Annotated in this window: 9 protein-coding genes and 1 CRISPR repeat array; of the genes, 6 read left to right on the forward strand and 3 right to left on the reverse strand. The window is 50.6% G+C overall.

Translation table 11 applies throughout. The features are described 5' to 3' along the window. Window positions 1-81: 81 nt before the first annotated feature. The 6 genes from SPITH_RS03530 to SPITH_RS12900 are packed head-to-tail and all read left to right on the forward strand — an operon-like array spanning window position 82 to window position 8481. Window positions 82-2841 carry a DEAD/DEAH box helicase gene (locus tag SPITH_RS03530; RefSeq protein ID WP_014624346.1) on the forward strand — a complete coding sequence of 920 codons (2760 nt, stop codon included), beginning with the start codon at window positions 82-84 and terminating at the stop codon, window positions 2839-2841. After that, entirely contained in the window at window positions 2816-3586 is a 771-nt protein-coding gene (locus SPITH_RS03535) for an HD domain-containing protein (protein ID WP_014624347.1), read from the forward strand. The genes SPITH_RS03530 and SPITH_RS03535 overlap by 26 nt, the downstream gene beginning before the upstream one ends. Continuing rightward, window positions 3586-5946 (forward strand): coiled-coil domain-containing protein, encoded by a 2361-nt coding sequence (locus SPITH_RS03540; protein ID WP_014624348.1) that lies wholly within the window; start codon window positions 3586-3588, stop codon window positions 5944-5946. Before SPITH_RS03535 ends, SPITH_RS03540 begins: the two co-directional genes overlap by 1 nt. Window positions 5947-5958: 12 nt before the next feature. Beyond that, window positions 5959-6666, forward strand: coding sequence for a hypothetical protein (locus SPITH_RS11765; RefSeq protein WP_014624349.1), 708 nt, complete (start codon window positions 5959-5961; stop codon window positions 6664-6666). Continuing rightward, window positions 6659-7633 (forward strand): type I-D CRISPR-associated protein Cas7/Csc2, encoded by a 975-nt coding sequence (cas7d, locus tag SPITH_RS03550; protein WP_014624350.1) that lies wholly within the window; start codon window positions 6659-6661, stop codon window positions 7631-7633. The genes SPITH_RS11765 and cas7d overlap by 8 nt, the downstream gene beginning before the upstream one ends. 56 nt (window positions 7634-7689) lie before the next feature. Next, window positions 7690-8481, forward strand: coding sequence for a hypothetical protein (locus SPITH_RS12900; RefSeq protein ID WP_014624351.1), 792 nt, complete (start codon window positions 7690-7692; stop codon window positions 8479-8481). 44 nt (window positions 8482-8525) lie between these two features. Further along, window positions 8526-10871: direct repeats of the CRISPR family, unit length 37 nt; unit sequence CTTTCAGTATCCTCTAGCGGATCGTGGGGGCTGCAAC. Between the two features lie 177 nt (window positions 10872-11048). Here SPITH_RS12900 and cas4 read toward each other — a convergent pair. The 3 genes from cas4 to cas1 are packed head-to-tail and all read right to left on the reverse strand — an operon-like array spanning window position 11049 to window position 12975. Next, window positions 11049-11660, reverse strand: coding sequence for a CRISPR-associated protein Cas4 (cas4, locus tag SPITH_RS03555; RefSeq protein WP_014624352.1), 612 nt, complete (start codon window positions 11658-11660; stop codon window positions 11049-11051). Then, window positions 11657-11929: a CRISPR-associated endonuclease Cas2 gene (gene cas2, locus SPITH_RS03560; protein WP_014624353.1), complete on the reverse strand. Its 273-nt coding sequence runs from the start codon at window positions 11927-11929 to the stop codon at window positions 11657-11659. The genes cas4 and cas2 overlap by 4 nt, the downstream gene beginning before the upstream one ends. A 2-nt stretch (window positions 11930-11931) precedes the next feature. Next, entirely contained in the window at window positions 11932-12975 is a 1044-nt protein-coding gene (cas1, locus tag SPITH_RS03565; RefSeq protein ID WP_014624354.1) for a CRISPR-associated endonuclease Cas1, read from the reverse strand. Window positions 12976-13229 lie beyond the last annotated feature (254 nt).

A 13229-nucleotide genomic window follows, 5' to 3' on the forward strand; every position in this document is an offset into this window, starting at 1 on the left:
TCTCTTGTTTAAAGAAGGAAAAATAGAATTTGCCTTCAATATTTGCATAAATTGCAACTCAGATGATGTAATATTGAGAATATGGGACCGAAGTATTGTGAAATACTTGTAGTGAATACACCTCCCTCGCTTTCCAAAGGTAAAGAAATACCAAGTTCGTATAAAGAACTGTTTTGTAGGTATTTTAATAGAAAGGATATCCTTCCCTTTGAGCATCAGGCTAGAGTTTTTTCTGAAATTCAAAACGATCGAGAGGTATTTCTGGTGGCTGGTACTGCGGCTGGCAAAACCCTCGCAGTTGCAATACCTCTATTCCAGAAAGTGATTTCTAAGCAAATACAAAAAGTACTGCTTCTCTATCCCACCGTTGCATTACTTGAGGATCAGCGGAAGGTTCTGATGCGACTCTCCGAGATTATTAAAGAAAACCAAAAAGAAACCACAATTGAGATTGGAGAATTGAAAGGAGGACTTACTCAAAAGGAATTACTTGAAGCACTTACTAAAGATATTATTCTTGCTACACCAGATGAAATCTACTGGTTCTTTCGAAAGAATGTGAAGTATAATTCCTTATTGATTTATGGTCTCTCTTTAGTAGATGAGTTTGTACTGGATGAAGCACACCTTTTTAATGGTTTGATGCTGGAAAACTTTAAACATTTGTGGAGACGTATCAAAAGCCTAGCGGGAATATTGGGTAAGACACCACGTCTGCACATCCTTACGGCTACTCCTACAGCAGCATTGCAGGGATTGAATAATGGTATCCGCGTCGTTGGTCGTTCCAAATGCCAGGATGTAACTGTGGAAATCCGCCCCAGCGGACCTTTTGGCCGCGCCGTTGCAATGGTAGATGCTCTTAACGAGAGTTTGGAACAGGGGCGAAAGAAGATTTTAGTTGTATGCAACTCGGCCCGAAGAGCCCACCAGCTCTTTGAAAAGTACAAACGAAAGGCTAGTGGTCTGCCCGTCAAATACCAACTTCGATTTGGTAAGGTCCAGTTGGGAAATCTGTTGAAATGGTTAGAAAATTCCGGCGTTGAGCAGACTCTCTTGGATAATCTGCGGGCTGGATTCTACCAGGAGGAGGAAATAACTCTCAGCGAAGTGGCACCAGACACCTCCGTTAAACTACCGGTCGAAAAAATTATTGAGAGTGTGACGGATATTCTGGAGCGTCAATGCTGGTACATCAAGCGGATCTTGTGGGAACAGAAACAGAAACCTGGCGAAACCTGGGAATCTTTGCTTCACAATCGGCGTCTTCCCTGTACCATTATCGGGTTTATTCGTAACCGTCTAATGGAGGCTAATCTGGACCAACAGCAGGTGTTGATTGATGAGTGGTTGGCAGACACCTTACGAAACTTGGAAGATATTTCCGAGGATGAGGTAATCACAACCTCTCCGAATTTTCGAGAATTAGCAAAGGTGCTAGAAAACGCCGGATTGGACAGCACCCTGGCTGATTTGCTGGTAAACCGTCTCGTACACCAACTTAAAGTTGACCCAGGCGAGACAGACTTGGAAAGCATAGATATAAACGACCGCCCGATTTATTTGCGCTGGTTGGATTGGATGGTTGAGAAATCCCAAGTGGATCACATTCGTACGCTGGTACAAACAGGGCTGGAATCAGGCGCACTGAAAGCCGACTGCCGCCACATTGGAGTGTGGAAGGAAACAGATGTGCCGGTTATCGTTTATTCCGGCAGTATGGCAAAAAGGGCTCGTGAGGGGTTGATTGAAGCGTTTGCCGATCTGGAGCGTGCTGTGTTGATTTCTACCTCGGCAGTGGAGGTAGGGGTAGATTTTGCTGCTGACACACTGATTACCGAAGAGTGTGAAGGCAACAGTTTCCTTCAACGCTTTGGACGAGTGGGACGACACGGCAATGATAGCCGGGTGATTGTACTGGTGAGTGGTGATGTGGCTGCGGAGTGGCAAGACTTGAACGGTCAAAAGATGAGTCGGGAAGAGTTTTCTCAGAAAATACTGGCTACATTCCCTACCCGTTCCTATGCCGAGGCTTCACCCCTGGTGGATGCTGCTCATTACCTGGTCAACGAACAACTCGGACGCATTGGCATGCGTCTCAATCAAGACCCGGCCCTTGTGGCTGCGCAATCACTGGCCGATAAACTGCGAGCAGCCGAGATTCCGATTGGCTTTGGACTCCGCAGTACAATGCCCCAAATCACTCTTCGGGATGGGGTAGGCAAGGACCCCTTTTATGTGCTTCGCTATGTGGATGACGATGACCTACGTCCAGCGAATTCTCCCTTTGAAGTAGCTCAGGCCAACAAGTGGTTCACCGAATTGCTCTTCCAGTCTGCTCGCTTTAGGGTGATGGTAGATCTGAAAGCCACCCTTCGGACCAGCCGGGTATGGTTCTGGTTGGCGAATGGGGAATGGCAATTGCGGGTGCAGACGGGTGTTGGTTCTCACTATATTGCGAGGATGAAAAAGTATTTCCCTCAACAGAGAACGTGGGATCCCTTCCAGCCAGGCAATTTCCTGCTCCTGCACGGCGACGTATATCTGCAGAGGGCCGAAAAGGATATAACCTACCCTAAGCCTGACCCGGTATGCGACGACCAGCAAGACCCGTTGTGCATCCCGGCCCAGAACTACCTTGTATTCATTGGATGGGATGACGTAGAAAAGGCGCAAGAGTTGCTCACTGGCTCGCCCATCTCCCGGTGGGAAGAACTGTATTACGATTGGGATGGGGTCGAATTCAATAACTCATTAGTAGTGCTGGAGCAAACGGCGGGCGCTTGTTTTGCCGCTTACGAGGAGTGGTTGAAGTATGTTAATCAGAGAGTTCAAAAGTAAGCTAGGGAAATCTTCAAAAGGTGGACAAACGCTATACGAGCACGTAATGGATTGCACCAAGATTGCCTATACAATTCTTACAGACGGCCGTTTTATGCCGACTGATTATCCCAAACAGAAACGGGACCAGCTTTTCTTCAGCGTCTTTATGCATGATCTGGGCAAACTCAATCCGGACTTTCAAAAAATGTTGGAGGCTGCCCGCAGTGGGAAGCCCTTACCTACCAAACGGGTCAAGCACGAAGCCAGCACATTGGAATTGGAAGTCCTGCTGCGTGAGAATGTGGATGATGTTTGTCAACACCTCGAGAATGAGTTTGGTTATCAGTTTTCCGGCTCAATAGATAACCTTGATGACACTCTGGCTTTTGCCGTGACACATCACGGGCTGTTTTATCTGTCTTTTGAACAACGAGGAAATAACGTGGTACCGCGTGTCCGGCGGGAATGGACAGTTTTTAACTATGGTGAACAGCGACGAATCACCCTGACTGACCTGCTATTTGACTATCATCCGCTGGGCGGCCTGGTCATTATCAGTGACTTGTTGGGTTCTTTTAGCTATGAGCAGGGCATTGCGGATGTTGATAGTTTACTGAACCAGGCAGGTTCTCTACGGGAGTTGATAGATGGGATTTTAGAGGGTGGTGTGGTAGAAGCAGTAGAAAAAAGCATTCGAGCATACGATCCGCGTACGTACGGTTTACGAAATCTATTAGCTCTGTTAGGAGGAGGTTTGAACTGATGGAAAGTGCTGAAGAAATCATTCAACAGCAAGCAGAAGAGGCCTTGCAGCAACTAAATGCTCAAGGGGCTGTTCTCCCTGCGGAGATTGCCGATAGCATTCTCCACCAGGTTGTCTACTGGGAAAAACCTTTGGCTGGTGGTGACAAACTGCTGTTTGTCCGTCTGCTTTCACCGGTAGTAATGCGTGAGGAGGTCTTCCTGGGCAACATTTTGTTCAACGATTTTTTAAGTAAGGCTTTTGTCCGAGCTGTAAAACAAGTTGGTGGTCAGGCTGCACTTGTGGCCAATGATCTGGAAAACTATTACTTTCTTGTACGCACCAGCACCGACTTACGCAAGTTAGTAGATGGATTCCGCTCTGAGGTGGAGAACAGCCTGCCGGAGTTGTTTTTTGGTGAGCCTGATCCCTCGAGAGGAATCTACGGCTCGGTCGAGACGATGCTCGACTTCAACAAAGCGAACGTGGAACCATTTCCGGTATTTATAATGCCGGAAGAGTACAAAGCACGTCTGGAGAAAGCGGTGAGGGAGTCCCTCTTGCGTAAGATTGAGAACAGTTCTATGGAGCGGAATCCAACCTCGATTATGGCTAATCTGGCCTTCTTCTACTGCCATGATGGTACGGAAATGCAAAGCCCTCCGAGATTCTTGGCGCTCCTTGCTTATAAGTATTTCCCTAAATATGCCACAAAGTTGGAAGAAGCACTCAACATTGTCCCTTTGGCAAAGGATGAGGCAGCTAATGTTTTGCCAGATGAGTTGGTGGAAGAACCATCTAGACACAAGAAAATTCTGGAAATGTTGGATTACATAGACTCAACCTTCTCGAGTCCTGGACAGTTTGGGTGGCTGAAAATATTTTTTGCCAAAACTGACAAAGGCAAGTGGGCATTGGACGTAGGTAAATCTTCGGATCAAAAGCCAGTGGCTCGCTTGCTAAGAAAAATGTCGCAAATGAGTAGCAAGGAAATTTGGGAAGAGGTGCTAAAAAACTCAACCGCATACTGTTTGTCAAATATCGGTATGTGTTCTCCCACTGCTCTTAAGGATTTATTGAATGCTTTGGTAAAGAAACTGGGGGAGCGTGTGGATTCTGATCCGAATAATTGGTTGATGCCCTATATCTCGGATAAATTCCTTTCTACAGATACACGCACCTTATCAGAAAAGTTGTTAATTCCCGTCCAGGCTGGCTATTTCACATTCGCATCTTCCTCTCGCCAACTCGCATCGATAAGTTGTCGAATATGTGGGATGCAAATTCCAGAAGCTGAAGACAAAAGCATTTTGATGGGGCAACACACGCACAAATTTCACAATCAATCAAGTAAGCAGAAAGGGGTGGAAGGTCCCAAGGCTTGCCTGCGTTGTGCTATCTTTACCTACCTGATGGTAAAGCTGCTGGGGTCAGAAGCGGTTGGTCAACCCCAAGTTCCTAAAACATATAACCTCATTTTCCACTACGGCAAACACACCGACGATAAAATATCGGCATTGGCTGACCAGATAGACAAGGTATGGGACCTGGTAAGCAAGCACCGTCAGGGATCCTTTAAGATAAGCGAAATTAGAGAAGAAATCACCAAACTGAATGCCAAGATTGAGAAAGCGCGGAGCAAGAAAGAGCGAACGGAACTGGAAACAGAAGTGGCTCAAAAACAGGCTGCCTTAGAGCAAGCACAAACTGTTGTGGCCCAGGTAGAAGATGACATCTTTGCTACCTGTCCCTGGATGCGCGATGGAGGCGAATCCCCTGCACCCCCGGAGAATCCGGCTTTAGATGTGCTCAGCAATCTTTCGCTTTCCAAAAGCAAAGTGGAACGCCACGTCTTGGGTCTGGGAATGGGTGGCTACCGGATGATACTCTTTGTCTTGCCTCAAATCCGCAAACCAAAAGATGCCAAGGAGCACGACTATTCCCAAAGTCGCTTTTCTAACAGTTGGCTCACGATCAGTGCTTTCCTATCGTTTCTGAATCACCTGTGCGGTTGTAATGGACCGTTCTATTACCAGTCTTTACCCACCTTGACTCCCGAAGCGTTCCAGCCGGGTACTTTCTACATTCGCAACCGAGCCATCCGGGCTGAGGAAGTACAGCGCAGGTACGCCGCTGTCTACAATCTGGCCTGGCAGTTGGTTCCACAACGTGGCTCCAAGGGATTTGTCAAGAAAGTAATACTGGCCGAGAAACTGTTGGCCGACCCGTTAGGCACCTTCTCCGCTGTGATGCGAGACAGTACCATCTTTGGACAAAAGAAAGGAGGTTACAAATGGTTAAAGACTGAATACCGTCAAGACTGGGCTTCGTGGGATTTCACCGAGTATGTCCGATTCATACAACAGCTTGCTGAACTGTAGGAGGAAAGTCGTATGGCTGTACAAATAGAGCGTGGATTGGCAGATGAATTTTGTCCTCGCCTGTTTCGGGTGCTGGACGAACTGGGCTTGCTCCCACGGCAGTTGAGGGCAAAGCCCACGGAGTTTGAAAAGTACCCCCGGCTACTCTTCGGCAGTATCCAGCGTTATAACGACGTAGACGCAGGCTTCCGCGAATGGGAAAGCCGGATCTTGCGTGTCGCCGAATTTCGCAGAGAAGAGCGCTACCCAGACCTGGAAGAACTGCGTCGCTGGATGAACGATCAGGCGGACTTTTTCACCAATAAAGCGAATATGCAACATCTCAGAACAAGTCTCTTGTCTCGTGTCTTCCAGTATCTCTACCCGCGGCGGGTTCTGGCAAACGCCTTTTGCCAGCAATACAAGGGTAATAAGGAGGCGATTGCAAAATTCCAAGCTGTCACCAGCGCCAAAGATGCCTCAGAACGGGAGGCGAGACGACAGGACTTGGAAGAATGGTTTCGTGAAAACCTGCCGTCCAGCATTGAGGCAAGCGTTCAAAAATTGAAAGAACTGTACAACGATGATGAATGGCAAGTCATTGCTGACGATGCCTGCAAATCGTTGTCAACCAATGTTCATTACTACTTGAAAGTGTTGACCGGCAAAGAGCCTCTCGAGGCCGAGCCGGAGCCAGAAGAACTCGAAGAAGAATTTATGGAGGAGGATACCAATGACTGAGCAAACCAAACTTGACCAATTCACCAACCAACTTGCCGCTGTTGCTACACTGGTTCCCCGCGACCACAAAAAAGTAGGCAAAATCGCCCAGGCCATTTACACCCGTCAAGTTGTGACTATTGTGGGTGTGAAAACGACCACATCTCGCTTCCTACCCGTGTCCCACGAGGGCTATTCCAACGAGACCTATGTGGACAAGGTGGAGCTTTGGGGCAAAACCCGCGCCGAATTTATTGCCCGCAAACTGAAGGGCGTCGAGCGTAGGGCGCATATGGCCTTGTTCCGCGAAAAGGTAGAAACTTACCTGAGAAACAACGGCGGAGGACAGCAGGGTTGGCAAACGTTTTTCGAGGAAAAGTTTGGCAAAGCCTGCACCATTCCTGACAGCCTCTGTGTGGCCTGTTGGAACTGTTCCCTCTTTGGTGGGATGGAAGCAGGCAAAGGAGCCACGTTCTCGCGTATCCGCTACTTTGACACTTTCTCGGTCGAGGATGCTGCTGAGTGCATCCAGAGCGACGACTCTCCAGAAGGGATGGCTATCGGCAACACGGTGGGCGAAGACCTGAGCGTCGAGCGCAGCGAGGCCTCATTTCATCGCTATGAGTACGTGAAGGCCGAGACACGCTTCCCCTTCATCACCATTATCGAAAGTCCCACTCTGTTGGATGTGGCCGGCTATCTGGCTGCGGTCAAACTGGCCGATCAGCACGGCTATGGCAAGTACTCGGCCAACCACGGCAAGTTTAAAACAGAGTTTCTGGCCGTCTCTACCGGCTACCCGCTCTTCTCGGTTCTGGATTTGCTCACCTGGCTGGAAAATGGAGAACTAACCAACCCAAAGGAGAAATTACACTTTGAGACAGCCGTGAACAATCCGGTGACTCTCTTCGGCGAAGAGATTGATGAGATTCGGAGCAAATTGGATGGTCAATTCCGGGCGTATATGGAAGCCTTGACCAAACAATAATCTCAAGCACGGGGAGAGAAGCCAAACCGTGGGCGCAGAGCAAAAAGAGGTGGGCTATGAAAACTCTGTATGCACGAGCCATCTGGTTGCGTAACTGCGGTCGCTTTACCCACATCAGTTCAGACTTTGGCTCGCAGTACCACACGCATACTTTTGTCACATCCGAGGCACTCTACGCCAGTCTGACCCGTGGAGTAACCTGGCGTCACCAGGGGCGATTTGTAGACCTGGAAACCGATGCAAAAAAGTCTACCAGCCCGGATTACTTTCTCTGGGACTATGATATCACCCAGAAGCCTATATGGTTTACACCCGGAGTATTTGTAGACGAGTGCATGAGACAACTTGCAAAACAAGATAAAATTGCTGATACTCATGATTTTAACGTGATTTCAGAAGGTTATCCCAGTACAAGTAGTACTCCTTTAGGAAGCCCTCGGGATTTTTGGGTGCCCACATTTGGAAAAATAGAGACAATATTACCTGGATATACTCTAGTAGCATATGGCTTCTCTTATTCGTTAGGGGAACTGAACATGTTTAGTAGAAATCAGATTTTCCTTTTAGGGAAAAAAAGAACGATGTTTCAGATCACAGAACTATCTGATGTAATAGAGGGAAGTCACAAGAAAGGCTACTGTGATACAGAGTGGTGGATAGAAGTTCCCCCGGTTTTTGGTGATAAGTTTCAACGTTTTGAAGTATTAGGAGCAACTATGCGATATCTTATTTTGCGGGGCATGACAAAAGATAGTTTAGACTATGTGGAGTTCAACTTCTCTGACGGGAGAACAATTCGTTTGCCTTACTTTTATCTCAAAACAGTTCCTTTGAATGACAGAGCGTAGGGGCTGCCGTGGGGCACCGAGCGGACTCCCCCGCTTCCTCACCACTTTCAGTATCCTCTAGCGGATCGTGGGGGCTGCAACGATACCAGACGTGCAGGGTGTATGCGTATAACCATCTACCTTTCAGTATCCTCTAGCGGATCGTGGGGGCTGCAACTAATGCGGCGTTAAAGTCGGTATTGATGCCGTTCTATCTCTTTCAGTATCCTCTAGCGGATCGTGGGGGCTGCAACGTCGTGTCGATGGGGCGGTTATCGTGCCCACGGGAACTTTCAGTATCCTCTAGCGGATCGTGGGGGCTGCAACTATTCTCATATATCAAACAGTCAATAAAGAAATTCTTCTTTCAGTATCCTCTAGCGGATCGTGGGGGCTGCAACGACATACCGCGACGATATCAGACTGTACAGGCCGTATCTTTCAGTATCCTCTAGCGGATCGTGGGGGCTGCAACTATTCATCACTTCGACCCATCCTTCGCCCGGATGTGTCTTTCAGTATCCTCTAGCGGATCGTGGGGGCTGCAACCTGACGATGACATCGCAGTGGTCTATTACGACGACGACTTTCAGTATCCTCTAGCGGATCGTGGGGGCTGCAACAGCTCGATATAAGCCTCGCTATTGCTCAGGCCGCAAAGGCCTTTCAGTATCCTCTAGCGGATCGTGGGGGCTGCAACAGGCGCTTGGCGTGTACAGCTGCACAGTGTCCATGTCACTTTCAGTATCCTCTAGCGGATCGTGGGGGCTGCAACCAAAAGCAGGCAAAAGCAGCAAAAGATCTTTCAAATGCTTTCAGTATCCTCTAGCGGATCGTGGGGGCTGCAACGTAAGGTAGTGCTCCTCAGCTAGTGCAAGTGCAGGTGCTTTCAGTATCCTCTAGCGGATCGTGGGGGCTGCAACGAGGGCCACGCTCGCGTGAGGCGTAGCCCTCTGGGTACTTTCAGTATCCTCTAGCGGATCGTGGGGGCTGCAACATGTAGGTGTGTAGCACCTGCTATATCACTGTATCACTTTCAGTATCCTCTAGCGGATCGTGGGGGCTGCAACATAGATGCGATACTAGACATCGCGGGAGTTACCAGCCCTTTCAGTATCCTCTAGCGGATCGTGGGGGCTGCAACGATGATGGAGGCTGCATGGTAATCAAACTTATTTGTGGCTTTCAGTATCCTCTAGCGGATCGTGGGGGCTGCAACTACAGCACACCGGCGCGACTGGCCGCTCTGATGCGCCTTTCAGTATCCTCTAGCGGATCGTGGGGGCTGCAACCGGCGGTGAAAAAAATATGCAGAAAATATGCGGATCACTTTCAGTATCCTCTAGCGGATCGTGGGGGCTGCAACCTTGCTGCTGGTGAGCTTATCTCATTTGGGCTCCCAACCTTTCAGTATCCTCTAGCGGATCGTGGGGGCTGCAACTAGCCCTCTGGGTACGGCGTCCGTTAGCGATTAATGCTTTCAGTATCCTCTAGCGGATCGTGGGGGCTGCAACCTTTCTGAACTCAAAGAAAGATACATCGCAAGGAGCTTTCAGTATCCTCTAGCGGATCGTGGGGGCTGCAACTTATATGCTCTCCAGAGAGCAGCTGCTCGTTCTACCTTTCAGTATCCTCTAGCGGATCGTGGGGGCTGCAACAAGTCATCGATAAACTCGGAAATATGGCGCAAATCCCCTTTCAGTATCCTCTAGCGGATCGTGGGGGCTGCAACTATACATAGTCGATGATGACGATGAGGTAATCTCTGATCAGACTTTCAGTATCCTCTAGCGGATCGTGGGGGCTGCAACAAGCATTGTATCTATTATCTTGCGGCGATAATTGATGTCTTTCAGTATCCTCTAGCGGATCGTGGGGGCTGCAACGCATAGTCGATGATGACGATGAGGTAATCTCTGATCAACTTTCAGTATCCTCTAGCGGATCGTGGGGGCTGCAACTTGCGGCCGTGTATACATCTCCAGCGCCCCGGCAGCTCTTTCAGTATCCTCTAGCGGATCGTGGGGGCTGCAACGTATATCACATTGCGCCTTTTCAGACACTACCATTTGGTCTTTCAGTATCCTCTAGCGGATCGTGGGGGCTGCAACTGGAGGATTAATTACAGGTGCAGCCGGCACTATTGCCTTTCAGTATCCTCTAGCGGATCGTGGGGGCTGCAACGTGGGCCATCAAGTACGATCACTTGTTTGGACTGCGCCTTTCAGTATCCTCTAGCGGATCGTGGGGGCTGCAACTGCGGATATTAATTTCTCCTTATCTACTGTCTTATATGTATCCTTTCAGTATCCTCTAGCGGATCGTGGGGGCTGCAACACCGTGAGATTCGCCATTCGAGCTCGTGCGGTTCGAACTTTCAGTATCCTCTAGCGGATCGTGGGGGCTGCAACAGCCCCCTCTGCAGCCCCGTGGGCCTGATGGTCGGCCCATATACAACCCTATTATACCACGTATTCTGGAATTAGAAAAGGGGGTTGATGCGCCTGTGTTCCTTCTTTTGAGCGAGAGGCCGCGTGGGTTCGCAAATCGAAATTTGTAAGAAAAACCGGGGGGATTTGCGAACTTTCCTACACAGTGTCGTTGCAGAAGCGTCTGAACTCGCACACCCTGCACTTGTGGTGGCTCTCTGTGGCCGGGGGAATGGCTTCGCTCTGGAGCATGCGGTACATCGCCTCAATGGTGGAGTGGACCGTCTCCCTTATCGGGGCCTCTATTGGGATCTCGCAGTGGTGTTTGAGCGGTATGAGATAGAGGAATCCTCTGCGGACCGGTTTTCTCCAGCAGTCTTCGAGAAGGAGTGCATAGGCGGCCACCTGGAGACGGAAGTGGTATCTGGGCCTGCGAGAGAGCTTGAAGTCGACGGGGATGAGTTCGTCTTCGGTCTCTATCACCATGTCCACTGTGCCGCGGAGTCCGTGGTGGGCTGAGCTGAGGTACACGTTGTAGTGTCGTTTTCCTCCCTCGATTCCGTACCACCTGAGGGTTCGGCGGGCTTCCCTGGTTTCTTCTCCTTTTCCTGCTTCTTTACCTGCTCTCATGTGAAAGGTGGTGGGCCGTATGTCTGGGAGGCACAGGTGATAGTACACGATGCGGGGGCAATAGAGCCACTGTTTGAGATCGGTGACGGTGAAGACCGGTTCAGAAGTGGAATACGCCACCGTGTGGGTCGATTCGTTCACTTGGGTTTTCCCTTTTGTTCTATGGTTTTGTGCTTCTTCCAGTCTCTGGAGCAGAAGGTGAAGAGCTGGATGTTGCCTTCTTTTTTCCCGAGGATGCGGGTGAGCTTGAGGAAGAGCTCGTCCTGTTGGGTGGGAAGGAGCCATCCGAGAAAGGCGCTGTACTGGATGCGGTCGAGGCCGTAGTCGAGACATGCGTCGGCTACTTTGTTGCGTGTTCTGTCGTCGGGGATGTCGTACACCACGAGGGTGTTTGGGTCTTTTTCTTCCATGGTTACCATCTCATGCGATAGGGGGTGTAGTCTTTCCGTTCGCCCCGAAAAAAGGTGGCGATGCTGCGGGCCTGGATCTGGATGATGGCTCTGAGCGGATGCCGTTTGCCCCGGAAGGGGGCAGGAGTCTCGAGGCGTTCCAGTATCTTCTCTGCGATCATGAGTCGGGTCTCTCTGGCAAGGAGGCCGTCTTCTTCCTGATCGAAGGAGACGCCTTTTGTGGCGAGGCCAATGATGGTTCTGTCCACTACGGGCGTGCGGAACTCCTCCACAAAGTCGAGCACCATGGCCGGTTTTCCCGGTCTGTCGGCATGGAGGAAGCCTGCGTAGGGGTCGAGGCCTGCAAGGAGGAGGGCGCGCTCTGCCTCTCCGTAGAGGATGGCGTACCCATAGTTGAGGGCCGAGTTGAGGGGATCGCGGGCGCCCCTGCGTACCCGACCGGGAAAGCCGAGGGAGGCGGGGAGGATGTGTGCGATGGCCTCCCAATAGGCGTTCGCCGCCCTGCCTTCTTCGCCCATGATGTCGCTGCGCAGGCGGGTGAGGTGGTCGCCGGGGGATGGGGTGCGTTCGAGGATGCGTGACAGCTGTCGCCTGTGGGTGGTGATGGTCTCGATGGCGTGCGTGAGTGCCTCATGGGTGGGGGGATCGGTCTCCTTGCGGTATTTGGCCAGGTACTTGAGGAAGGCGGCCTGGTTGGTGAGCTTGCCTGAGGCGATCTTCACCACAAGGGCGAGACCGAGACCGTTGTGGTAGGCGAGGAGCTGGGCCCTGCGGGTGGCCACGGTTCCGGTGAGGCCGGCGCTGTAGAGGCTCGCGTAGGGAGTGCCGTTCCGGGTGAGGAAGTGGATGGGTATGCCCCTCTCGGTACAGGCGTGGACTGCATCGCTACTGATGCCCACTCCGTTGCCGGTGATGAGCACTGCCTCGAGGTGGATGAGGGGCACCTGGGCAAGTCGCTCTTTGTCTTTGGTGACCACGAGGCGTTCGCTGTGCTTACCTATGAATGCGCCGTATTCATCGACGATGAGGTGGGGAAGTACGGCCATCTCCTTCCTCCGGAACAGGTAAATTTATCGGCAAAGAGGGGATAAAATTTGTGCCTCAGGGGGATGGAAATTCACTCGAGAAACTCGCGGATGGGATACATCGCGTCCTTCACATGGGTGGAGGAAGTCCGGTCATCATGTCTCGATGCCTCTCGGATAGCGTATCCTTTGGGGAGAATGCAGAGGGAGGGGAGCGGACCGGCGGTAGTATGTTTGTTCGGCAGGGGCTATGATGAGATGGCCGGTGCTTCTCT

The sequence above is a fragment of the Spirochaeta thermophila DSM 6578 genome, assembly GCF_000184345.1.
GTDB classification, from domain to species: domain Bacteria; phylum Spirochaetota; class Spirochaetia; order Winmispirales; family Winmispiraceae; genus Winmispira; species Winmispira thermophila.

Excerpts from the sequence above, each read along its gene's own strand:
- SPITH_RS03530 (WP_014624346.1), top strand. The coding sequence starts at position 82 with ATGGGACCGAAGTATTGTGAAATACTTGTAGTGAATACACCTCCCTCG.
- SPITH_RS03535 (WP_014624347.1), top strand. The coding sequence starts at position 2,816 with ATGTTAATCAGAGAGTTCAAAAGTAAGCTAGGGAAATCTTCAAAAGGT.
- SPITH_RS03540 (WP_014624348.1), top strand. The coding sequence starts at position 3,586 with ATGGAAAGTGCTGAAGAAATCATTCAACAGCAAGCAGAAGAGGCCTTG.
- SPITH_RS11765 (WP_014624349.1), top strand. The coding sequence starts at position 5,959 with ATGGCTGTACAAATAGAGCGTGGATTGGCAGATGAATTTTGTCCTCGC.
- cas7d (WP_014624350.1), top strand. The coding sequence starts at position 6,659 with ATGACTGAGCAAACCAAACTTGACCAATTCACCAACCAACTTGCCGCT.
- SPITH_RS12900 (WP_014624351.1), top strand. The coding sequence starts at position 7,690 with ATGAAAACTCTGTATGCACGAGCCATCTGGTTGCGTAACTGCGGTCGC.
- cas2 (WP_014624353.1), bottom strand. The coding sequence starts at position 11,929 with ATGGAAGAAAAAGACCCAAACACCCTCGTGGTGTACGACATCCCCGAC.
- cas1 (WP_014624354.1), bottom strand. The coding sequence starts at position 12,975 with ATGGCCGTACTTCCCCACCTCATCGTCGATGAATACGGCGCATTCATA.